The sequence below is a fragment of the Paenibacillus sp. RC73 genome (genome assembly GCF_044908085.1).
Taxonomy (GTDB): Bacteria; Bacillota; Bacilli; order Paenibacillales; family Paenibacillaceae; genus Paenibacillus; species Paenibacillus terrae_A.
In genome coordinates this window covers 249,714-273,200 of the sequence record NZ_JBIYCV010000001.1, presented here as the reverse complement: position 1 = coordinate 273,200, position 23,487 = coordinate 249,714, and the positions used below count along the sequence as shown (strand labels likewise).

Sequence of the window (23,487 nt, the reverse complement as noted above, 5' to 3'; positions counted from 1 at the left end):
GTAGGGGGGTTAATGCATGAAACAGAGAAAGGTACCTTTGCGCAAGTGTGTGGCCTGTCATGAAATGATGCCTAAGAAGCAGTTGATCCGTGTCGTCAAAACCCCTGAAGACGAAGTGCTGATTGACTTGACAGGCAAAAAGTCGGGACGCGGCGCTTACTTGTGCGGCAAAGCCGCCTGCTTCAAGCTTGCTCAAAAAAGCAAGGCACTGGATCGGGCATTGAAGCACTCGGTTCATCCTGATATTTATGAGCAGCTAAGTCGTGATTTTGCTGCCGTCGAGGAAGAATTCCTGGCGGCACAAGGCAGCGTGCATGATGAATAAGGCGCTGTCTGGATTGGGCCTTGCCATGAGAGCTGGCAAGCTGCTAACAGGTGATGAGATCGTTTTTAAAGCGATCAGGTCTTCAGAAGCCAAGCTGGTCATTCTTGCGAAAGATGCTTCAATGAATACTCAAAAGAAATTCCGCGACAAATGCGGGACGTACAAAATCCCCTTATTGATAGGATTTGACCGGGAAAGCTTGGGAAGCAGCATCGGCAAGCCTGAACGGGTTGTGCTGGCTGTGACGGATCAAGGATTCGCGAAATTGATCAAGAAACATGCGGGGATAATGTCGGAGGTGGAGTATATTGAGTAAACAAGAAAGCAAAGACAAAGTGCGGGTATACGAATACGCCAAATCGTTGAACATGAGCAGCAAAGAAATTATCACCATTCTTAAACGGCTGGATATTCCCGTGAACAACCATATGAGCGTCATGGAACACGATGCCGTGGGTAAAGTGGAAAATTTTTTTAAGGATATTAAATCCAATGCTGCGGCCAAGCAAGGCGGAGCAGGCACGGCGCAAGTAAGCTCGAACCAGGCCGGTTCAAGCCAGAATAGTAATCATTCAACTGAGCAAACCAAAAATCAACAGGAAAAGCAGGTAAGTATGAATAGGACAAACAACAACCAAAACAGTAACCGAAGCAGCGCTCCAAAAGCGCAAGGCAGTCAGCAGGGCGGTCAAAACCGCAGTCAACAGAGTACAAGCAGACCAAGTGGACAGCAAGGCAGCCAGAACCGTAGTGGCGGCCAGCAACAGGGAGGACAACAGCGCCCGAGCACTAACACGGGTTCACGTCCTCAAGGTAGCCAAAGCACCAACTCACGTCCACAAGGGAGCAGTCAAGGTAGTACGGCAGTAAGAACGGCATCGTCCACGGGAAGTAGCAATGCGAACCGTAGCGGTGGTGGCAACCGTACAGGCAGCAACTCCAATAACGGCGGTAATCGTTCCGGTCAAGGCCGTTTCGACGATAACCGTCAAGGCGGAGGACGCGGTGGTAACGGTGGTCGTGGTGGTAATAGCCGCGGTGGTAACAATCGTGGTGGAAAATTCAACAGTCGTGGCAGAGGTCAACAACAGGAGCGCCGCGAGAAAATCGACAACACGCCTAAGAAAATCATTGTGCGTGGTGAGATGACAGTAGGCGAAACAGCGAAGCTTCTCCACAAGGATGCATCGGAAGTTATCAAAAAGCTGATCACGCTCGGAACGATGGCGACCATTAACCAGGAACTGGATATGGATACTATCCTTCTGCTTGCCGGAGATTTCGGTGTAGAAGTAGAAGTGAAAATTCCGGTCGAAGAGGATCGCTTTGAAACAGTGGAAGAAAACGATGATCCAGAGCTTCTGAAAGCACGTCCTCCCGTTGTTACGATTATGGGTCACGTCGATCATGGTAAAACAACTTTGCTGGATGCTATTCGCTCCACTAATGTAACGGGTGGCGAAGCTGGTGGTATTACACAGCATATCGGTGCGTATCAAGTTGAAATCAACAGCAAAAAAATAACTTTCCTGGATACACCGGGTCACGAAGCGTTTACGGCAATGCGTGCTCGTGGTGCTCAAGTTACGGATATGACGATCATTGTTGTTGCAGCTGATGACGGTGTTATGCCACAGACAGTTGAAGCCATCAACCATGCGAAGGCAGCTGGTCTGCCGATCATCGTGGCTGTGAATAAGATCGACAAGCCGGATGCGAATCCGGATAAAGTAAAGCAAGAATTGACTGAGTATGAATTGGTTCCTGAAGAGTGGGGCGGCGATACGATCTTTGTCAACGTTTCCGCGAAACAGAGAATGGGTCTTGAAGATCTGCTCGAAATGATTCTGCTCGTAGCTGAAGTAAATGAGTACAAAGCGAACCCGGACAAACGGGCACGTGGTACGATCATCGAAGCTGAGCTGGACAAAGGCCGCGGTTCCGTAGCCCGTATCCTCGTTCAGAATGGTACACTGAAAGTTGGCGATGCTTTCGTAGCAGGTAACTGTTTCGGACGTGTACGTGCCATGGTCAATGACAAAGGCCGCCGTCTGAAGGAAGCTGGTCCTTCCACACCAGTTGAAATCACTGGTTTGACAGAAGTGCCACTTGCTGGCGATCCGTTCATGGTGTTCGAGGATGAGCGCAAAGCTCGTGCTATCGCTGACAGACGTTCGATTACGCAACGTCAGTCCGATCTGGGCAGCAACACCCGCGTAACGCTGGATGACCTGTTCCAGCACATCAAGGATGGCGAGATGAAAGATCTGAACGTCATTATCAAGGGTGATGTGCAAGGTTCCGTCGAAGCGCTGAAAGGTTCCTTGAACAAGATTGAAGTTGAAGGTGTACGCGTTAAAATTCTTCACAGCGGTGCAGGTGCAATTACCGAATCCGATATTATTTTGGCTGCGGCTTCCAATGCCATTGTGATTGGTTTTAACGTTCGTCCTGATAATCAGGCGAAATCTACAGCTGAAGCTGAAAAAGTGGACATTCGTCTGCACCGCGTCATTTACAATGTCATTGAAGAAATCGAGCAAGCCATGAAAGGCATGCTGGATCCTGAATATAAAGAAAATGTGATTGGGCATGCTGAAGTTCGTAACGTGTTTAAGGTCACTAAGGTCGGTACGATTGCCGGTTGTATGGTGACGTCCGGTAAAATTGCCCGTTCAGCAGAAGCGCGCCTGATACGTGATGGCATTGTTATTTTTGAAGGTAAAATCGACTCACTGAAACGCTTTAAGGACGACGCAAAAGAAGTTGCCCAAGGTTACGAATGCGGTATTACCCTTGATGGCTATAATGATGTTAAGGAACTCGACATTATTGAAGCGTTCGTCATGGAAACAGTGGAGCGCTAACGGCAGAGAGGTGAGCATCCATGGCTAAAATACGTACAGGTCGGGTTGGCGAGCAGATTAAGAAAGAGCTAAGCCAACTCATACAGACCGAATTAAAAGATCCCCGTATCGGTTTTATTACGGTAACGGGTGTTGATCTGACAAACGATTTGTCCCAAGCGAAAATATACTTGAGCGTGCTTGGGGATGAAGAGCAAAAAACTTCTTCCCTGAAAGCATTGGACAAAGCGAACGGTTATCTTCGTTCTGAACTTGGCAAACGGATACGGCTTCGCCATATTCCCGAGCTGATTTTCAAAATTGACGAATCTATCGCTTATGGCAGCCGGATTGAAAAGCTGCTAAGTGATATCGACAAGGATGAGAAATAGCAAGAGCTAGTTTATCCGAAGGAACCATGAACTGAATGTAAAGGAGACGGCAATGCATACCTATGAACAGGCGCTTCAACAAGCGAAGGAATTTATTCTGGAGCATGATGATTACCTGATCGTATCGCATGTACAGCCGGACGGAGACGCAGTCAGCTCCACCGTAACGGTGGGCTGGCTTCTCTCATGTCTGGGGAAGAAATTTACCATGCTGAATGAGGGGGCTATCCCCAAGCGCATGGATTTTTTATGGCATGCTGATGAGATTATGGATATGAGCCAGCAACCGCCGGAACGGAAATACAACCGGATTATTTGTGTAGATTGTGCAGATTTTCGTCGTGTTGGTCTAACAGAGCAGTTTTTTGCGGAAGATGCCATCATTTTGAATATTGATCATCATCCGACGAATGATGCGTATGGAACAGTTAATGTGATTAAGTCGGATGCTGCGGCAACGGCAGAAATTCTTTTTGATCTACTGGAAAAGTTTGCGATCAACTGGGACGTTGAAGTGGCGACGGCTGTATATACCGGACTGCTGACGGACACAGGAGGCTTCAGGTATTCGAACACTTCGCCTAAAGTCATGTCTACAGTGTCACAGCTGCTTGCCTATGGTGTAGACGGTCCCTATCTATCCGAGAGCCTGCTGGAAGAAATGACATTCCCGCAAATGAAGGTCCTGACCAAAGCATTGCAAACGCTCGAGATTTCGGAGGATGGTAAAATCGCCTGGGTGGTTGTAACCCCTGACGATATGAAGGAATGCGGAGCTGTTAATGAGGATTTGGAAGGCATCGTCAATTATCCGAGGAATATTCGTGGCGTTGAAGTAGGCATTTTCTTTAAAGTGATTAGTGATCAAGCGGTCAAAGCCAGTCTGAGATCGGCAGGTAACGTTAACGTAGCTGCGCTTGCCCAATCGTTTGGGGGCGGGGGACACGTACGTGCTGCAGGTTGTCGTCTGGAGGGTAAGCTGGAGGACATTATTGAGGTCGTTGTAGGGCGGGTGAAGGCCGAGCTATGAAACCGATGAAGCAGGAACAAGCAACTTGGGAAGGCGTACTACCCGTCTACAAACCCGCTGGATTCACCTCTCATGATGTGGTGGCCAAGACTCGCCGTTTGCTGGGAATGAAGCGAATCGGACATACCGGAACACTTGATCCTCAGGTGACAGGCGTGCTGCCGTTGTGTCTGGGACGTGCTACCCGGGTAGTTGAATACATGCAGGAGTTACCTAAGGAATACCATGCAACATTACGCTTGGGACTTGCCACTGATACAGAGGACCTTACGGGTACGATTACCGAGAAGTGTGACCATCCAGTAGAGGTGACGGAAGAGGAAGCCAAAGCGGTTCTGGAGCGTTTTGTCGGTACGATTTCCCAAGTGCCACCAATGTACTCGGCCCTCAAAGTGGATGGCAAACGCCTATACGAGCTGGCCCGAGAAGGCAAGACCGTGGAGCGTAAAAGCCGTGAAGTGACTATTTACGAGCTGGAAATGACGGGATTCGCGGAGTCGGGATCATATGTGGATATTTCTTTTCGTGCATTATGCTCCAAAGGAACTTATATCCGTACGCTCTGCGTCGATATCGGCCGCGAATTGGGATATCCTTCGACGATGGTCAAGCTGGAACGAACCATGTCTGCGGGGATTTCTGCGAATCGTTGTTTAACATTCGAAGAAATTGAACGCTACGTAGCGGATGGCAGCCTGGGTGAGCGGCTTATTGCCACTGATGAGGCCATTGACTATATGCCTGATCATACGGTGGCCGAAGTGAAGGCCGCTGCCGCTCTTCAAGGTCAGCGCTTGTCGCTGAGCATGATTTCTCCGCCTGTGACGGACAGCCAGCCCTTCCGGTTGTATAAAGAGGACCGAACGTTTTTGGGCGTATATGGACGTGATGAATCAGGGGCTATCGCGCCAATTAAAGTTTTTTTACCTTGAATTGTGCTATAATTTTGACGAAGTTAGTCAAATGATGTGAAATGCAGGTGAAATAATATGATTACCGTATCGTTATCTTATCCATTGAGCGATGAGCTTTTGCACCAATGGGGACGTTCACAGGTCACGGCGATCGGTCAGTTCGACGGTCTTCATCTCGGACACACAAGTGTCATACGCAAGGCTGTCGAGCTGGCTCGGGAACAGAAAGTGCCGGTATCTGTTATGACATTTCATCCTCACCCGAAGGAAGTCATGAAAAAAGGCGACTATGAAGGCTATTTGACCCCGCTTGTGGACAAGCAGGATATTTTGGCCGATATGGGTGTGGACGTGCTTTATATTTTGAGATTTGACGAGGACTTTTCCAAAGTCAGCCCTGAGGCGTTCATCACGGACATCTTGCTTCCATTGCAGATTCAAACGGCAGTAGTGGGCTTTGATTTCCGGTTTGGCTACCGGGGAGCCGGACATGAGCATACACTTCGGGAACTGGGAGGAGAACGTATGTCCGTCCACACCGTATCGCCATTCGAGCTGGATGGGGAAAAAGTGAGCAGCTCCAGCATCCGCCGTGCCTTGCAGACAGGGGATTTAACGCATGCCTCTCGCTGGCTGGGGCGCTCTTACCACATTCGGGGCACCGTAATGGATGGAGAGAAGCGTGGACGCACCATCGGCTTCCCAACAGCCAATCTCAAGCTGGATGATACTTACGTAATTCCAGTCAAGGGCGTATATGCCGTACGGGCACTGGTGGGTGAGCGTTGGAAAAGCGGGGTAATGAATGTAGGGGTTAAGCCTACTTTTCATGAAGGTGTGCTGAATCCGTCGTTTGAGGTTCATCTGTTTGATTTTGATCAGCAGATTTATGGTGAGCCTGTGCTGGTTGAGCTTCATCATTACATCCGTCCTGAACGCAAATTCTCTTCGGTGGACGAGCTGATTACCCAGATTGGCAACGACGCACAAACGGCTAAAAAGCTGTTAGGCTAATTTATTTACATAAGACAGGCGCTGTGTTATACTGACTTATGTTGTGTAAACAACGATGAACCTTGGCTTGGTTGTCCGCTTTCACCAGCGGCTACGAGGCTAATGGCGATTATAATGAAGGAGGTGAACAGGATGGCATTGACTCAAGAGCGTAAACAGCAATTGATCGAGGAGTACAAAACTCATGAATCCGATACAGGATCTGCAGAGGTACAAATCGCTATCCTTACTGAAAACATCGTTAACTTGCAAAGCCACTTTCGTTCGCATAAGAAAGACCATCACTCCCGCCGCGGGTTGTTGAAAATGGTCGGTCAGCGTCGTAAACTTTTGGCTTACCTGAAGAAGACTGATGTTAGACGTTACAGTGCGTTGATCGAGCGTCTCGGACTGCGTCGTTAATTTTCAGACATGTAATGAGAAAAGAAGCCTGGTTGTTCACCGCTTGTCCCTGCTAAGGCGACGGCGGACAGCAGCCGGGTTCTTTTTTGAAGTAAGGAATTTTTTTGACGTACAGATCCTTTAGAAGTGCGAGTCTAGTAAGGTTCTGGTGCTTATTGTGCATAGGGCTTCTTATGAATCAGGCCCGTCTAGGAAATACTGGATATGTATAGAACTTTTACAATGGAATGAAATGGAGGGATACCATGGAGCAACGTGTGGAAATGCAGCTCGGCGGAAGAAAGCTGGTGCTGGAAACAGGACGTCTTGCGAAACAGGCCAATGCCGCAGTTAAAGTAAGCTATGGCGAAACGGTTGTTCTCTGTACCGTGACCGCTTCCAATGCGCCGAAAGATTTGGACTTTTTTCCGCTGACGGTGAACTATGAAGAAAGATTGTATGCTGTGGGGAAAATCCCAGGCGGATTTATTAAACGGGAAGGACGCCCAAGTCAAAAAGCGATTTTGTCCAGCCGTCTGACAGATCGTCCGATTCGCCCATTGTTCCCGGAAGGCTTCCGGAATGATGTACAGGTATTAAACCTGGTGATGAGTGTCGATCAGGATTGTGAGCCGGAAATTGCAGCGATGATCGGAACCTCGGCAGCGCTTAGCATTTCGGACGTACCTTTTAACGGACCGATTGGCGGAGTTGCTGTAGGCCGTGTGGACGGACAATTCGTGATTAACCCGGACATTGCGCAACAGAATGCAAGCGATTTGTATCTGGTTGTAGCCGGGACGAAAGATGCCATCATGATGGTAGAAGCGGAAGGCAACGAAATTCCGGAAGAAGTCATGCTGGAAGCAATCATGTTTGGCCATGACGAGATCAAGAACATTGTGGCAGTCATTGAGCAACTGGTTCAAGTGGCAGGTAAAGAGAAAATGCAGGTTAAACTGCATGCTGTCGATGAAAAAGTGAACAGCGAAGTTCGTGCATATGCGGCTGAACGTTTGGTGGAAGCCGTCAAAATTATAGAAAAACATGCCCGTCAAGAGGCGATTGATGCAGTCAACGAAGAGACGGTTGCACATTTTGAAGCACAGTACATAGAGACGCCTGAGCTTTTGAAAGACGTGAGCGAAGTTCTCTATGATATCGTTAAAGAAGAAGTCCGTCGTCTGATTACGCATGATAAAGTGCGTCCTGACGGTCGTAAGCTTGACGAGATTCGTCCGATCGAAAGCGATACGAGCATTTTGCCGCGTACGCATGGCTCGGGCTTGTTCACACGCGGTCAAACGCAAGCGCTTAGCGTTTGTACACTTGGCGCATTGGGTGATGTGCAAATTTTGGACGGCATTGATCTGGAAGAAACGAAGCGTTTCATGCATCATTACAATTTCCCTCCATTCAGTGTAGGCGAGGCTCGTCCTTTGCGTGCACCGGGTCGTCGTGAAATTGGACATGGTGCTCTTGGTGAGCGTGCGCTTTCCAAAGTCATTCCTTCTGAAACTGAATTTCCATATACGATTCGTCTCGTTTCCGAGGTGCTGGAATCGAATGGCTCGACTTCCCAGGCTAGTATCTGCGCAAGCACACTGGCTATGATGGATGCGGGTGTACCGATCAAGGCTCCGGTTGCAGGTGTAGCGATGGGATTGATCAAGGACGGGGAGCATGTTTCCGTGTTGACCGATATCCAGGGCATGGAAGATCACTTGGGCGACATGGACTTTAAAGTGGCTGGTACAGCAGAAGGCGTAACTGCTATTCAAATGGATATCAAGATTAACGGTATCGATCGTAACATTTTGCAGGATGCGCTCAAACAAGCCAGAGAAGGACGCTTGTTCATTCTTAGCAAAATGATGGAAGCCATCCAGACGCCGCGTGAGCAATTGTCTCCGTATGCGCCGAAAATTATGACGATGCACATTAACCCGGATAAAATCCGTGATGTTATTGGTGCGGGTGGTAAAATCATTAACAAAATCATCGAAGAAACCGGCGTAAAAATTGATATCGAACAAGATGGTCGTGTATTCATCGCTTCCACAAACCAAGAGATGAATGAAAAGGCGCGTTCCATTATTGAAGGTATCGTGAAAGAAGTCGTGATTGGAGAGATTTACATCGGCACAGTGAAGCGGATTGAAAAATTCGGTGCATTCGTCGAAATTTTACCGGGCAAGGACGGTCTGGTTCATATTTCCCAACTGTCTACTGAACGTGTAGCCAAAGTTGAGGATGTAGTTGCTATTGGAGATACGATTACGGTGAAAGTTACCGAAATTGATCAACAAGGTCGTGTCAATTTATCCCGCAAAGCTGTTCTGACGGCTGAAGCTCCTGCAAAGTCCTAGTACCTGCGTACAGCGGATCACTATAAAAGGAGTGCTGTTCGTTTTTTACAGAAGACTCGGGATTGGAATAGCATCTTTTAAGCTTTTGGAAAGAGGCAGAGCTACGTTTCTGGCTCTTTTTTCATACATATGCACAAGCTGTGTCGAAGTGGGCTTCCAGAGGCTTGCTGCGTCATAGTTCTTGTCCTCCCCGCATACAATGTGGACAAACGGGCGGGAGGATGAAGGGATCATGAGAAAGGCAAAGAGAGCAGCGTGGGTTGTAGCCAGTCTGGTCATTACGCTGGTGATTGGGCAGTTTAGTGGGGTGCGAGAGTATGTGAGTCAACTACGCGCCGGACACAGCACGGAAACGAGTGAGCCCGAGGCTGCAACAACGATGGCGATAGCCGCTTTACCAGATAATGCACTCATGCAGCGACTGCGATCAGAGGCTGCCCGACAAAGACGAGAGCCGGTTGATGCCAAGATCGACCGGGTATGGAAGGCTATTCCCGGCTATAACGGCTTGGAGGTTGACCTAGACGCGACTTATCGTAAGGCAATTGCGGCTCCGGACCAACCCATACAATATGTGTATCGACAGCTTGCGCCCAAGATACATTTGAACCAGCTCGGCAATGTCCCGATTTACCGGGGAAATCCCGAAAAGCCGATGGTTTCTTTCATGATCAATGTAGCTTGGGGAAACGAGTATATCGTGCCTATACTGGATACGCTGGATCAGGAAAAGGTCAAGGCTACGTTTTTTTTCGATGGTAGCTGGCTGAAAAAAAATCCTGAACTCGCCAAAGAGATTCAAAAAAGAGGACATGAGCTTTCGAACCATGCTTACTCCCATCCGAATATGAGCCGTCTGAGCAGGGAAAGAGCTACACAGGAAATAGAGAAGACACAAGTGCTTCTTCAGGACATTTTAGGTGTGAAAAACGGCTGGTTTGCCCCACCATCGGGCGATTTTAATCAGGAAACAGTTGATTTAGCAGCAGGTCTTGGGCTTAAAACAGTGCTGTGGACACTGGATACAGTGGACTGGAGACATCCTTCGCCGGAATCGGTAATTGCTAAAATCAGTAGCAAGGTCGAATCGGGATCACTGATTTTGATGCATCCGACAGATTCTTCATCGGCGGCTCTCAAAGGCATGATTCATGCCATTCGCAGCAAGGGACTGGTGCCCGGAACCGTCAGTCAGACGCTTTCCCCTGATCGGCAGCTACCTGCTCCGGTTGAGTGAACGTCTTTTTTCTGTTAGGATTGAACATTATGGCAAAGTTTGCAATTCAGTTTAGGAGGGCCAATCGTGGAAAGAATTCAACTCAAAAACGGCCTAAGAGTGGTCATTGAAAAAATTCCAACCGTGCGTTCCGTTTCTTTCGGCATCTGGGTTAAAACCGGCTCCCGAAATGAAACCCCGGACAATAGCGGTATTTCTCATTTTATTGAACACATGCTTTTCAAAGGAACAGAGCGCTTCGACGCGAAGGAAATTGCCGAGCAATTTGACGCCATCGGAGGGAATGTTAATGCATTCACTTCGAAGGAATACACGTGCTATTATGCAAAAGTGCTGGATGAGCATCTGCCGATTGCGGTTGATGTACTGTCCGATATGTTTTTTAATTCTAAATTAGATCATGAAGAGCTGGCAAAAGAGAAGAACGTGATTCTGGAGGAAATCTCCATGTACGAGGACACACCAGACGATATGGTACATGATCTCTTATCTCGGGCCGCTTATGGCGACCATCCGCTGGCTTATCCTATTCTCGGTACCGAAAAGCATTTATTAGCTATGGACAGCTCCCATCTCAGCAATTATATGAAAGAACACTATACAATCGACAATACGGTCATCAGTGTGGCTGGTAATATTGATGATAGTCTGGTAGAGCTACTGGAGCGTCACTTTGGGCACTTTGATAACCATGGAACTGCTTCGCCCCTGACGGTTCCTGCGTTTAACGGTGAGCTGTTGTATCATGAAAAGGCAACGGAACAGAATCATATTTGCTTGTCTCTGCCTGGATTTGCAACGGGTGACGATCTCCAGTATGCTATGGTATTGCTGAACAACGCGATCGGCGGCGGTATGAGCTCACGTCTGTTTCAGGAAATTCGGGAGAAGCGTGGGCTGGCTTATTCGGTCTATTCCTACCATAGCTCCCATGCGGACAGTGGTATGTTCACCATTTATGCCGGTACGGCTCCCAAGCAGACGAAGGATGTGCTGAATCTGGCGCTTGAACTGTTGCAGGATGTGGCTGTTAAGGGACTGGATGATAACGAGCTTCGTAAAGGCAAGGAGCAGTTAAAAGGAAGCTTGATATTAAGCCTTGAGGGCACAGGAAGTCGGATGAATCGTCTTGGAAAAAATGAGTTGATGCTAGGTCAGCATTACACGCTGGATCAAATGATTGAGCACATTGAGCAAGTGACAGCTGATGATGTGAACAAGGTACTGGACCGGATGTTCTCGGAGCCGTTTGCCCTGTCGATGGTCGGAGCGAGCGATTCAGCGGTTAAGGATATGAGGAGGGACTATTTTGTTAACTTACGTGGAAATTAACAGACTTGGGGGCAATGAGGATATTGAGCTGCCCCGTAAAATGTCAGAGCTTGCATCCGGGTTTGACCTGTATGCTGCGGTACAGGAAGACTTAGTTTTGGAACCCGGCAAGCGTTGTCTTGTTCCAACCGGATTGGCTATAGCGATGCCGGCAGGGCTGGAGGCACAAATCCGTCCGCGCAGCGGACTGGCTCTCAAGCATGGTATTACCTGTCTCAACACACCGGGCACAATTGATGCGGATTATCGTGGGGAGATTAAGGTATTGCTTATCAATTTGGGCGAGGAACCATTCACCATTACACGTAATGAGCGAATTGCACAAATGGTATTTCAGACTGTGCCTGAGGTAGAGTTGAAGCAGGTAGACCGTTTGTCTGAAACTGTGCGTGGTGCTGGAGGCTTCGGTCATACAGGACGCTGAGTCCACAGTTTCCTTCAAACGACTGAATGTCACGGCTTTAATCGGCATTTTGGAGAATGTAACTGAATTGTCGATTTTAAGCTAGAGCATGAATAGCATATGAATATGGATACACATAAAAAGCCGTCCCGAAAAGGGGCGGTTTTTTTGTGTTTCTTCACCTATCTATGGGTGGCTGCATAGACTAAAAACATATCGTGTCTCGGAAAGGAGTGATCCGGATGCTAACAGGAATACGCATCGTTGTATTGGGTGGCGATGCGAGGCAGCTTGAGGTAATCCGAAAATGTGTAGACATGGATGCTACCGTCAGCGTGGTCGGCTTTGACCAGCTTGAAGAGCCGCTCAGAGGAGCATCGCGGGAGTCGTTGTCTGTCAAGCTGCTTGAATCGGCAGATGCGCTTGTGCTGCCAGTTGTGGGGTGTGATGAGGGAGGCAATGTGAACGCACTTTTTGGATCGCAAAAGCTGCAGTTTCTGAATGAGCACGCCGCTGCTCTTCCGCCCCACTGCGTCGTATATACGGGGATGGCGCGGACGTACTTAAAAGAAATTTGTTCCAGACATGATTTAAAGCTGGTGGAGTTGCTGGAAAGAGACGATGTGGCCATATATAACTCGATACCTACGGCGGAAGGCGCACTGATGATGGCGATTCAGCATACGGATTTTACGATTCATGGTGCAAATTGTATGGTTCTGGGCATGGGACGGACTGGATTTACCATGGCCAGGGCGCTACAAGGATTGGGAGCCAGAGTGAAGGTCGGGGTACGTAGGGCAGAAGATGCGGCGAGAGCGGTAGAAATGGGCTGGAAGCCTTTTATGACAAGGGATTTGGCGGATGAGACTCAGGGAGTTGACTTGATTTTTAATACGATACCCTCTATGATTATCACAGCGCAAATCCTGTCTAAATTGCCACAGGCTACCGTGATTATTGACCTTGCTTCCGCCCCGGGCGGGTGTGATTTTCGTTTTGCGGAAAAGCGTGGAATTACGGCCATGCTCGCCCCCGGTCTTCCCGGTATTGTCGCTCCCAAAACTGCTGGTGCCATTATAGCGAATACGCTGGTGCAGTTGTTAATGGAAGATAATCCTGATCGGGGTGATGCGTAATGAGTTGGCAAGGGAAAACGGTAGGTTATGCAATTACAGGTTCACACTGCACATTTGAAGAGGTTATGCCTGTTATACAGCGTTTTGTTGACGAGGGCGCGAAGGTTGTTCCCATTATATCCAATACGGTATTAACAACGGATACCCGCTTCGGTACTTCGCAAAGTTGGCAAAAACAGTTGAAAGATATAACAGGGAATGATATCATTTCTACAATTGTGGAGGCTGAGCCACTGGGTCCCTCCCAAATACTCGATGTACTGGTGATTGCACCCTTGACGGGGAATTCGATGAGTAAGCTGGCGAATGCCATGACAGACAGTCCGGTTCTGATGGCCGCCAAGGCCCAATTGCGCAACGGTCGTCCACTTCTTTTGGCCATATCAACCAATGATGGGCTTGGTTTGAATGCTGCGAATATCGCCAAGTTACTGGTAGCCAAAAATATATTTTTTGTGCCGTTCGGACAGGACAATCCAGTTAAAAAGCCCAATTCACTTGTGGCTGACATGGAGCTGATTCCAGAAGCCGCTTACGCTGCTATGCAGGGCAAACAGCTTCAACCGATGATTGTGGAACGCAAGACTCCATGAAGTACTATAGTTAACTGCTGAGCATCCCTCGCCTAGAAGATGATTCGATGATGCATCGGGTCTAATTTCTTGTTGGCGGTGGATGCTTTCAGAATAAAAAAATGGTTTTTTAGTCGAGAAGGGGAGATACACCAGATGAGCAATAGAAAGTTTAATGTAGCTGTCGTTGGAGCGACAGGCGCCGTAGGAGAACAAATCGTAAATCTGCTGGAAAAACGGGATTTTCCTGTGGATAAAATTAAATTTCTTTCTTCGCCTCGTTCTGCCGGCACTTTAATTAGCTTTAAAGGTCAGCAAATTCCAGTAGAGATTGCAACCCCCGACAGCTTTGAAGGAATCGACATTGCCTTGTTCAGCGCAGGCGGAGACGTAAGTAAGGAACTGGCACCACATGCTGTTCGTCATGGCGCAGTATGCATTGACAACACAAACGCCTTCCGGATGGATCCTACAGCTCCTCTTGTCGTTCCTGAGGTGAACAGCGACAAAATTGCCAAGCATCAAGGGATCATTGCCAACCCGAACTGCTCCACCATCCAGATGGTAGCTGCTTTGAAACCATTATATGATCAGTATGGCATTTCCCGTATCATCGTATCCACATATCAAGCGGTGTCCGGGGCTGGAAGCCGTGCCATTGATGAACTGAATCGTCAAAGTGCAGCGATCCTTAACGGTGAAGAAGTTCAGCCTGATCTGCTGCCAGTCGGTTCATTGCCGGTGAAGCATCAAATTGCTTTCAATGCTATCCCGCAAATCGACAAATTCCAGGACAACGGCTATACACTGGAAGAAATGAAAATGGTACTTGAAACGAAAAAAATATTGGATGATGAATCCGTGGACGTAACAGCAACGTGTGTACGTATTCCTGTCGTATACGGACACTCGGAATCCGTCTATGTAGAGCTTAAAAAAGATTATGATTTGGAAGAAATCCGCAATCTGCTTGCTTCGGCACCGGGAGTAACCCTGGTAGACAATCCTGCTGCGCAGCTCTATCCGCTGGCATCCGAAGCCGCAGGGAAACCTGACGTATTCGTTGGACGTGTACGTCGTGATTTGGGCAACAGCCGTGGATTGAATCTGTGGGTCGTATCCGACAACCTGCTCAAGGGAGCAGCATGGAACGCGGTGCAAATCGCGGAGATTATTGCTGCAAATGCGGAATAACGTTCCTGAAGCAGGGAGTAAGATGGGGGAAAAGCGATGAGTATTTTAGTACAGAAATTTGGGGGAACCTCGCTGTCCACACCCGAAGCGCGTCAACTGGTGCTAGGACATGTGAAGCGAGAGCTGGAACAACATTTTCAACTGGTTGTCGTTGTGTCGGCCATGGGGCGGAAAGGAGAGCCTTATGCTACGGACACGCTGCTCGATTGGGCGGCGTCTAACGGCGACAGTCTTCCTAAGCGCGAACGGGATTTACTGCTGTGCTGTGGTGAAATCATTTCTGCCGCTACATTATGCAGCCTGATGGAAAATGAAGGTATTCCTGCTACGGTGCTGACTGGGGCACAGGCGGGCTTTATTACGGATGATCAATACGGCAATGCTCGTATTTTGGATATAAAGCCAGACCGTATCGTGGAAGAGCTGAACCAGGGCCGTGTCGTCATTGTGACAGGCTTCCAGGGTCAGACTGTAAGCGGTGATATGACTACCTTGGGTCGTGGTGGCAGCGATACTTCCGCTACCGCTCTGGGTGCCGCTCTACAAGCGGACATGGTAGACATTTATACGGATGTGAACGGCATCTTGACCGCCGATCCGCGCATCGTGGAAAATGCAAAACCGCTTGCCCATGTCAGCTATACGGAGATTTGTAATATGGCTCATCAGGGGGCAAAGGTTATCCATCCCCGTGCTGTTGAAATTGCCATGCAGGCGAATATTCCGGTTCGGGTTCGCTCTACCTTTTCCGAAGGGGAAGGAACGCTGGTCACCCATCCGGAGGGCTTTAAGGACGTACAGGCAGACATCGTTGACCGTTTCGTGACCGGTATTGCGTATGTCGGCAACGTCACACAAATTACCGTAGAATTAAAGCCAGGCTCGGAGCATTTGCAATTACAAGTATTCAAATCCATGGCTGAGCATGGAATCAGCGTCGATTTTATTAATGTAACTCCATCCGGAGCGGTTTATACCGTGTTCGATGCTGATGGAAGCAAAGCGGTTGAAGTACTGAACGGTCTGGGCTTGGAGCCTAAAATTTTGGCAGGGTGCGCTAAAGTATCCGTCATAGGCGGCGGTATCAATGGGGTACCTGGCATTATGGCGACGATTGTAGAGGCATTGGCAGAATCAGACGTACAGATTCTTCAATCGGCAGATTCCAACACGACGATTTGGGTACTCGTTAAAAAAGAAGATATGGTGCAGGCTGTACGCGCATTGCATAATAAATTTGAACTCCATCAATAGGCGCAATGTCCGTGCTCGGACTTGCAAAAAAAGGAGGCAGCATGGTGAACTTCGGCAGACTGATTACCGCAATGGTGACACCTTTTGATCAGCAAGGAGAGATTAACTGGACTGCATTGTCCTCGTTGATTGATTATTTAATAGAAGAACAACATTCGGAGTCTCTTGTCGTATCAGGAACGACGGGCGAGTCTCCTACCCTGAGCGATGATGAAAAAATCAAGTTGTTTGCATTTACTGTAGAAAAAGCAGCCGGACGATGTAAAATCATTGCCGGTACCGGTAGCAACAATACACGTCACTCCATTCATCTGACCCGTGCTGCGGAGCAGGCGGGGGTAGACGGTATTTTGCTGGTAGTGCCTTATTACAATAAACCGAATCAGGAAGGGATGTATCAGCATTTTGAAAGTATTGCAAATTCCACATCCCTTCCAGTCATACTGTATAATGTACCAAGCCGTACCGCAGCCAGCTTGACCGTGGAAACGACGCTGCGTCTTGCGCAAATCTCTAACATTGTAGGAACCAAAGAATGCGCGTCGCTGGCGCAGGTCACACAGATTGCAGCCGCAGCTCCGGAGGGATTCTTCATTTATTCGGGGGATGACGCTTCCGGGTTGCCTGCTATGGCTGTAGGGGCTTATGGTATTATCAGCGTGGCGAGTCATGTAGTAGGCGCAGAAATGAAGCAGATGATTGATGCACTTGTAGGGGGACACGCACAGCAGGCAGCAAAATTGCATCAGCAGTTGTTTCCGGTTTTCAAGGGTTTGTTCGGCTGTCCTCATCCGCTGCCTAATCCGGTGGCTGTAAAATATGCATTGGAGTTACGGAATGTTTCGGTAGGTTCTGTTAGGTTGCCGCTTATTCCTCCGACCGAAGAGGAAGCGGAATTTATTAAGAAGTTATTTGCCCGCTAATCGGGAAGAATGAATTTTAAATGTTAAATGAATACGGGGAGTACGCTTGTTAAAGGCAGCCGGGAGTAAAGAAGCCGGAGGATTTTATAGCCTTGAAAAGGTACTCCGGCATGAGGGCGTTCTTATAGGGCGCCCTTTTTGCTGTGCCTTTTAACCATGTATCAAGATAATTGAACAGGGAGTAATGGTTTTAGACGGCAGTGGGAAACCTATGCGCAACGAACAGGATGACTTGTTTTTTCTTATTTTAATCATGTATAATGAGGTCAAGTGACTGGGTGCGGTATTCTTTTGAAAATTAAATAAATAAATCAAGGTACGACGTCCAACTACCATAGGAGGTTTAGATTCATTTGTCTAAAAAAACAAACAACGATAAATTGATGATTTTCGCTTTGGGCGGCGTCGGTGAAATCGGGAAAAATATGTATGTCGTTCAATACGGCAATGACATTGTCGTGGTGGATTCGGGTCTGAAATTCCCGGAAGAGGACATGCTTGGCATTGATATCGTTATTCCTGATATTTCCTACCTTACGGAGAACCGCGACAAGGTAAGAGGCATTGTGCTGACTCATGGTCATGAGGACCATATCGGCGGTTTGCCTTACGTGCTGAAACATTTGAATGTACCGGTATACGGTACCAAATTGACGTTGGGGCTGGTGGAAAACAAGCTGAAGGAAGCGAATCTGCTTGGCGAAACCAAACGTATTTTGATCAATGCTGATTCCGAAATCAAGCTGGGTTCCACACTGAAAGCAACATTCTTCAGAACAAACCACAGTATTCCGGATTCTGTAGGTGTATGCATTGATACTCCTGAAGGTGCTGTTGTTCATACAGGTGACTTCAAGTTTGATCATACTCCGGTAAACGGACAATATGCAGATTTGCAGCGTATGGCTGAAATCGGCACACGTGGCGTACTGGCTCTTTTGTCAGACAGTACCAATGCGGAAAAACCAGGCTTTACTCCATCGGAAAAAAGCGTCGGCATCGTGCTGGAAGACATTTTCCGTAAGTCGAAACAACGTGTAGTTGTAGCTACTTTTGCTTCCAACGTACACCGTATTCAGCAGGTTATTAATGCTGCTGAATCGACAGGACGCAAAGTGACGGTTATCGGTCGCAGTATGGTTAATGTCGTAGGGATTGCTTCCGATTTAGGCTATTTGGAAATTCCGGATGGAATGCTGATCGAGCCTGAGGAAGTTGGCAAAATGTCAGCGGATCGCGTAGTTATTCTCTGCACAGGTAGCCAAGGCGAGCCTATGTCTGCTCTAACAAGAATGGCGCGTTCCACACATCGTAAGGTGGATATTCTTCCGGGAGATTCGGTTATCATCGCAGCTACACCGGTACCGGGTAATGAAAAATATGTCGGTCGCACGATTGATGAACTGTTCCGTTTAGGTGCCAATGTTTATTACAGCGCAGCTAATCCGGGAATTCACGTTTCCGGACACGGAAGCCAAGAAGAACTCAAACTGATGCTGAATCTGATGAAACCTAAATTCTTCTTGCCAATTCATGGTGAGTTCAGAATGCAACGTCGTCATGCCCTCCTTGCCGAATCGGTGGGTGTAGAGCCGGACAACATTTTCATCACAGATATCGGTGAAGTTATTGAAATTCAGAACGGCGGAGCACGCAGAGCTGGTAAGGTTACAGCGGGCAACGTGTTAATCGACGGACTGGGTGTAGGAGATGTAGGGAATATCGTATTACGCGACCGCAAATTGCTGTCACAGGACGGTATTTTGGTTGTTGTTGTCACCCTGAGCAAGCAGGACGGCACGATCAAGTCTGGACCGGATATCATTTCCCGTGGTTTCGTATATGTCCGCGAATCGGAAGGTTTGCTGGATGAAGCGAATCGTATTGTCTCAAGCACACTGCATAAGCTCATGAGCGAGAATGTAAATGAATGGGCTTCCCTTAAAACAAATGTCAAGGATGCGCTGGGTCGCTTCTTGTATGAGCAAACTCGTCGCAGACCGATGATTTTGCCAATCATTATGGAAGTGTGAGTCAATTGAAATTTGCTCAAAAACCTGAATTAAAAACTTAAGTCACAGGCACACAGTCGCCTCTCTTCCCGCAGGAAATATTGGACGGTTTCCGCGGGAGGGGAGGCTTTTTTGGCTTTTTCGGGTGAGGAAAGAAGGAAAAACATGGGGGGCGGGTATAAAATATTCCATTTCCATCCCATACTATAGGGTGAATACGGGTCACAAAGACGCGTAAAGCGAAAGGAAGATCGCCCACATGGAACAATACAGCAACCTATCATCCGGCAGACAAGAAACGGAAGCACCGGATCAACCTATGCCTGAAGTTGGGCAAAGACCCATTTCCCCCGCTATGGAGGCCTTGCAGCAACTGGGACAAACCTCCATGCCCGGAAGCGAATCCAATATTTTTTGCATGACAATAATTGGTCAGATTGAAGGGCATCTGATTCTGCCACCGCAAAACAAAACGACCAAATACGAGCACATTATTCCCCAACTGGTAGCAGCGGAGCAAAATCCCCGTATTGAAGGCTTAATGATTCTGCTGAATACAGTAGGTGGGGATGTCGAGGCAGGGCTGGCTATTGCTGAAATGATCGCTTCAATGAGTAAACCGACGGTGACCATTGTCATTGGAGGCGGGCATAGTATCGGTGTACCTATCGCGGTTTCGTCCACCTATTCTTATATTGCTGAGAGCGCGACGATGACCATTCACCCGATTCGTATGAATGGCTTGGTTATCGGAGTTCCACAAACGTTTGAATATATGGAAAAAATGCAGGAGCGTGTTGTACGTTTTGTGGTTTCCCATTCGCGTATTACCGAGGAGCGGTTCAAGGAGCTTATGTTTAAAACCGGTGAACTGAATCGGGATATTGGTACTGCCGTTGGGGGAGCCGATGCAGTGAAATACGGCTTGATGGACGCGGTTGGTGGCATCGGAGAAGCATTGAAACAACTGAACACCATCATTGAATCTCGACGTCAGCAAAACGGGATTACAGGGACTCAGCAGCAGGCTCCGTTCGTATCTTTTTCCCCAAATGCTACAGATACCTCGACTGGAACGCTTCCTAATGAGCATAGTGGGGAGTTGCCTCAATGACCTTATATACCGTAATGCCAATGGAAATGGTGTGGGAGGGCATGTGGAAGGAGGCGGAGACGTTTGCGGAGATTCGGGTTGACGGTTTACTTATGCAGGTGCAGCCGCTCGAAAGTCGCAGGGGGATTATCGTGCGATTGCTAGATTGTCCGCTGGAAACTTACCTGAATCCGCGTTATGCACCAGGACAAGTCATCGAATGGTCGTAGAAGGTGTCGAATAGGATGAAAATAGGTCGTTTGATGTTGAAAAAGAACATATGTGCGGATACCGGGTGACGTGGTATAATATTCTTCTGGGGGGTGACCTTGAATGTCCAGAAGAAGGAAAAGGAAAAAGAAAGCCGCGTTTGGCGGAGTTCTAAAATTCGAAATTTACGGCATTGTGCTGATAACTTTGGCGGTCATTGCGCTGTCGGGTGAAGCGGCAGTCGGTCGGTCGCTATCCAAGATGTTTGGGCTGGTACTGGGGAAATTTTATTTTGTCATACCCCTGATCGGCATTTATTATGGTCTGATGGTGATGATTCACCGCAAATGGCCAAACCAGTGGAACTCACGTAAAACAGGGCTGTTGCTGCTGGTATTTGCCTTTACGCTTATGAGCTCTATTTCATCTATGGAGCAGCGTTTGGGGCCGATTAATGCACTTCAACCAGGCGGGGTGATGAGCCAGATACATATAGATATGCGTGAGCAGTTGCTATCGCCTGACAAGGAAGGCCATATCTCAATGCTGAACAAGGATATTAGCGGGGGATACATCGGCGCATTGCAGCTTACTGTGCTGTTGTGGCTGTTTGGTCTTACGGGTGCCAAGCTGATTATGATTGTAATGTTTGTGATTTGTTTTATGCTGCTGACCCAGCTGTCTTATGTGGATCTGGTGCGAATTGTTCGGACGAAGATGCTGGCAGCAGGGGGTAGCGTTCGGAAAAAATGGATTGGTAAAGCCACTCCACTTTCGGCATCTGGCAGAGGTACCGGGAATAAAAAAATCAAGTCCGAGTCGATTCCTGCTTATGAGGAAGATATGGATGATGATTTCGATGAAATGCAGCCTCCGGCGCGTAAGCAGCCGATTTTCTTTCAGCTGTTTGGCCTGAAAAAATCGGCTGGAGAGGACAAGGATGATCGTTCTGTTCATGCTGATGAGGATGATCAAGAGCATGCTTATGAAGCTGAGGAAGGACAGCCCTTGTGGAGAAACGCCAAGCAAGCAGAAGAATTGTCCGATACTGCTGAACACATAGAGGAGGAAGCTTCTGTTTCGGTAAAAAGGTCACCGATCATTCGGGATTTCTTCGAGCAGGTGAAGCATGAGGAAAGAAGACCTGAGGATGAATCAGAGGCATCCTTGGCCGGGTCAGAGCAGACGGATTCAGCTTATGATGAGTCGCTGGATGACAACTTTATGGATGCCGCTGTAAACACAGATACGGACGGTATGGCAACAACAGTTCATAATACACCGGACAGTGCAGATGGACAGGCCCAAGCGAATGCAACGGGGACGTCAGGCGAAGAGACTGCAGGCACAACTGCGGCCATTCCTGCTCCACCGCCACCCAAGCCTTACAAGCTCCCGTCGTTCCGTTTGCTTGCCAAGCCACAAAACGTGGGCAAAGGCCTTGGGCAAAAGGATTACATGCAAACGGCACGCAAGCTGGAGGCCACATTGGAAAGCTTTGGCGTACGGGCAAAGGTACTGGAGGTTGTCCGTGGACCTGCGGTGACGCGTTATGAAATTCAGCCGGACATTGGTGTGAAGGTCAGCCGTATTGTAAGCCTGACGGATGACATTGCGCTTGCGCTCGCTGCGAAGGATATTCGTATGGAGGCTCCAATTCCAGGCAAATCGGCTATCGGTATTGAGGTTCCGAACAACGAGGTTTCTATTGTAACGATGCGTGAGGTTATGGAGACGACCATTTTCCAGGAGTCTGTATCCAATTTGTCCATTGCGTTCGGACGTGATATTGCAGGCCAGACGATTGTTGGTAATTTGGCCAAAATGCCCCACTTGCTTGTAGCCGGAGCAACCGGTTCAGGTAAATCGGTGTGTATTAACGGTATTATTACGAGTATTTTGTACAAGGCGAAGCCAGATGAGGTTAAATTTCTCATGGTCGATCCCAAAATGGTGGAGTTAAACGTGTACAACGGTATTCCGCATTTGTTGGCACCGGTCGTTACCGATCCGAAGCGCGCTTCACTCGCTTTGAAAAAAATTGTAGTAGAAATGGAAAAGCGTTACGAATTATTTTCCAAATCAGGAACCCGTAACATAGAAGGCTATAATAATTTGATGAAAGACAATCCTGCTGCGTTCCTGCCTTATATCGTCGTTATTGTGGACGAGTTGGCGGATCTGATGATGGTAGCTGCGGGGGATGTGGAGGATGCGATTGCACGATTGGCCCAAATGGCGCGTGCCGCAGGGATTCATCTTATCATTGCAACGCAGAGACCGTCGGTTGACGTAATTACCGGGGTTATCAAAGCCAATATTCCTTCGCGTATTGCCTTTGGTGTGTCCTCGCAGGTGGATTCCCGTACAATACTGGATATGGGCGGAGCCGAGAAGCTGCTTGGACGCGGGGATATGCTGTTCATGCCGATGGGCGCTTCCAAGCCGGTTCGCGTTCAGGGAGCGTTCATGAGCGATCAGGAAGTGGAGAACATCGTTAACTATGTGCGTGAGCAGGGTGAAGCACAATATGATGAAACGCTTGTACCGGAGGTAGAGGAAGTATCTGCTGATGCCGATGAAATGCTGGATGAGCTGTACGATCAGGCTGTCAACATCATTTTAGAGGCCAAGCAAGCATCTGTATCTCTGCTTCAGCGCCGAATGAGGATCGGCTATACACGTGCGGCCCGGTTGATTGACTCTATGGAGGCTCGTGGCGTCATCGGCCCTTACGAGGGAAGCAAGCCCCGTGAGGTGCTTATTTCAATGGAGCAATATCAGCAAAACAAAGTCAGTTCCTGACCATAGGCTTTACCGGAAATCGCATCCAAAATCGCTGTTTGT

Annotated in this window: 21 protein-coding genes; all 21 read left to right on the top strand. The window is 48.3% G+C overall.

What is annotated here, in order from left to right; translation table 11 throughout:
- The first annotated feature begins 16 nt into the window (after nucleotides 1-16).
- A complete protein-coding gene (gene rnpM / locus ABH897_RS01240) occupies nucleotides 17-325 on the top strand; it encodes an RNase P modulator RnpM (protein WP_283655652.1) in 309 nt (102 codons plus the stop codon).
- A complete protein-coding gene (locus ABH897_RS01235) occupies nucleotides 318-641 on the top strand; it encodes a L7Ae/L30e/S12e/Gadd45 family ribosomal protein (RefSeq protein ID WP_025720915.1) in 324 nt (107 codons plus the stop codon). Before rnpM ends, ABH897_RS01235 begins: the two co-directional genes overlap by 8 nt.
- Nucleotides 634-3,192, top strand: coding sequence for a translation initiation factor IF-2 (infB, locus tag ABH897_RS01230; RefSeq protein WP_404591001.1), 2,559 nt, complete (start codon nucleotides 634-636; stop codon nucleotides 3,190-3,192). The genes ABH897_RS01235 and infB overlap by 8 nt, the downstream gene beginning before the upstream one ends.
- A gap of 20 nt (nucleotides 3,193-3,212) precedes the next feature.
- On the top strand, nucleotides 3,213-3,563 hold the full coding sequence (gene rbfA / locus ABH897_RS01225) for a 30S ribosome-binding factor RbfA (RefSeq protein WP_014281122.1): 351 nt from the start codon (nucleotides 3,213-3,215) through the stop codon (nucleotides 3,561-3,563).
- 52 nt (nucleotides 3,564-3,615) lie between these two features.
- Nucleotides 3,616-4,593 (top strand): DHH family phosphoesterase, encoded by a 978-nt coding sequence (locus tag ABH897_RS01220; RefSeq protein ID WP_283655654.1) that lies wholly within the window; start codon nucleotides 3,616-3,618, stop codon nucleotides 4,591-4,593.
- Complete coding sequence (gene truB / locus ABH897_RS01215) at nucleotides 4,590-5,525, top strand: tRNA pseudouridine(55) synthase TruB (protein WP_283655655.1); 936 nt, start codon at nucleotides 4,590-4,592, stop codon at nucleotides 5,523-5,525. Before ABH897_RS01220 ends, truB begins: the two co-directional genes overlap by 4 nt.
- Before the next feature lie 57 nt (nucleotides 5,526-5,582).
- A complete protein-coding gene (locus ABH897_RS01210; RefSeq protein WP_283655656.1) occupies nucleotides 5,583-6,521 on the top strand; it encodes a bifunctional riboflavin kinase/FAD synthetase in 939 nt (312 codons plus the stop codon).
- Nucleotides 6,522-6,653: 132 nt separating this feature from the next.
- Nucleotides 6,654-6,923, top strand: a complete 270-nt coding sequence (gene rpsO, locus ABH897_RS01205) for a 30S ribosomal protein S15 (RefSeq protein WP_014281126.1) — start codon at nucleotides 6,654-6,656, stop codon at nucleotides 6,921-6,923.
- 245 nt (nucleotides 6,924-7,168) lie between these two features.
- On the top strand, nucleotides 7,169-9,271 hold the full coding sequence (gene pnp / locus ABH897_RS01200) for a polyribonucleotide nucleotidyltransferase (protein WP_404519229.1): 2,103 nt from the start codon (nucleotides 7,169-7,171) through the stop codon (nucleotides 9,269-9,271).
- A gap of 232 nt (nucleotides 9,272-9,503) precedes the next feature.
- Nucleotides 9,504-10,508, top strand: a complete 1,005-nt coding sequence (locus ABH897_RS01195; protein ID WP_404590999.1) for a polysaccharide deacetylase family protein — start codon at nucleotides 9,504-9,506, stop codon at nucleotides 10,506-10,508.
- Nucleotides 10,509-10,574: 66 nt separating this feature from the next.
- Nucleotides 10,575-11,840 (top strand): M16 family metallopeptidase, encoded by a 1,266-nt coding sequence (locus ABH897_RS01190; protein WP_404590997.1) that lies wholly within the window; start codon nucleotides 10,575-10,577, stop codon nucleotides 11,838-11,840.
- Complete coding sequence (gene dut, locus ABH897_RS01185; RefSeq protein ID WP_014281130.1) at nucleotides 11,818-12,264, top strand: dUTP diphosphatase; 447 nt, start codon at nucleotides 11,818-11,820, stop codon at nucleotides 12,262-12,264. Before ABH897_RS01190 ends, dut begins: the two co-directional genes overlap by 23 nt.
- Before the next feature lie 221 nt (nucleotides 12,265-12,485).
- On the top strand, nucleotides 12,486-13,382 hold the full coding sequence (gene dpsA, locus ABH897_RS01180; protein ID WP_404519226.1) for a dipicolinate synthase subunit DpsA: 897 nt from the start codon (nucleotides 12,486-12,488) through the stop codon (nucleotides 13,380-13,382).
- Nucleotides 13,382-13,975: a dipicolinate synthase subunit B gene (locus ABH897_RS01175; RefSeq protein WP_044644831.1), complete on the top strand. Its 594-nt coding sequence runs from the start codon at nucleotides 13,382-13,384 to the stop codon at nucleotides 13,973-13,975. The genes dpsA and ABH897_RS01175 overlap by 1 nt, the downstream gene beginning before the upstream one ends.
- Before the next feature lie 135 nt (nucleotides 13,976-14,110).
- On the top strand, nucleotides 14,111-15,148 hold the full coding sequence (locus ABH897_RS01170; RefSeq protein WP_283655661.1) for an aspartate-semialdehyde dehydrogenase: 1,038 nt from the start codon (nucleotides 14,111-14,113) through the stop codon (nucleotides 15,146-15,148).
- A 36-nt stretch (nucleotides 15,149-15,184) separates the two neighbouring features.
- Complete coding sequence (dapG, locus tag ABH897_RS01165) at nucleotides 15,185-16,402, top strand: aspartate kinase (RefSeq protein ID WP_404590995.1); 1,218 nt, start codon at nucleotides 15,185-15,187, stop codon at nucleotides 16,400-16,402.
- Between the two features lie 41 nt (nucleotides 16,403-16,443).
- Nucleotides 16,444-17,325, top strand: a complete 882-nt coding sequence (gene dapA / locus ABH897_RS01160; protein ID WP_283656247.1) for a 4-hydroxy-tetrahydrodipicolinate synthase — start codon at nucleotides 16,444-16,446, stop codon at nucleotides 17,323-17,325.
- A 353-nt stretch (nucleotides 17,326-17,678) separates the two neighbouring features.
- Nucleotides 17,679-19,358, top strand: a complete 1,680-nt coding sequence (locus tag ABH897_RS01155) for a ribonuclease J (RefSeq protein WP_044644827.1) — start codon at nucleotides 17,679-17,681, stop codon at nucleotides 19,356-19,358.
- A 238-nt stretch (nucleotides 19,359-19,596) separates the two neighbouring features.
- Complete coding sequence (locus tag ABH897_RS01150; protein WP_283655663.1) at nucleotides 19,597-20,451, top strand: ClpP family protease; 855 nt, start codon at nucleotides 19,597-19,599, stop codon at nucleotides 20,449-20,451.
- Nucleotides 20,448-20,660 carry a YlzJ-like family protein gene (locus ABH897_RS01145; protein ID WP_014281138.1) on the top strand — a complete coding sequence of 71 codons (213 nt, stop codon included), beginning with the start codon at nucleotides 20,448-20,450 and terminating at the stop codon, nucleotides 20,658-20,660. The genes ABH897_RS01150 and ABH897_RS01145 overlap by 4 nt, the downstream gene beginning before the upstream one ends.
- A 103-nt stretch (nucleotides 20,661-20,763) precedes the next feature.
- Entirely contained in the window at nucleotides 20,764-23,445 is a 2,682-nt protein-coding gene (locus ABH897_RS01140) for an FtsK/SpoIIIE family DNA translocase (RefSeq protein WP_283655664.1), read from the top strand.
- Nucleotides 23,446-23,487: the final 42 nt, after the last annotated feature.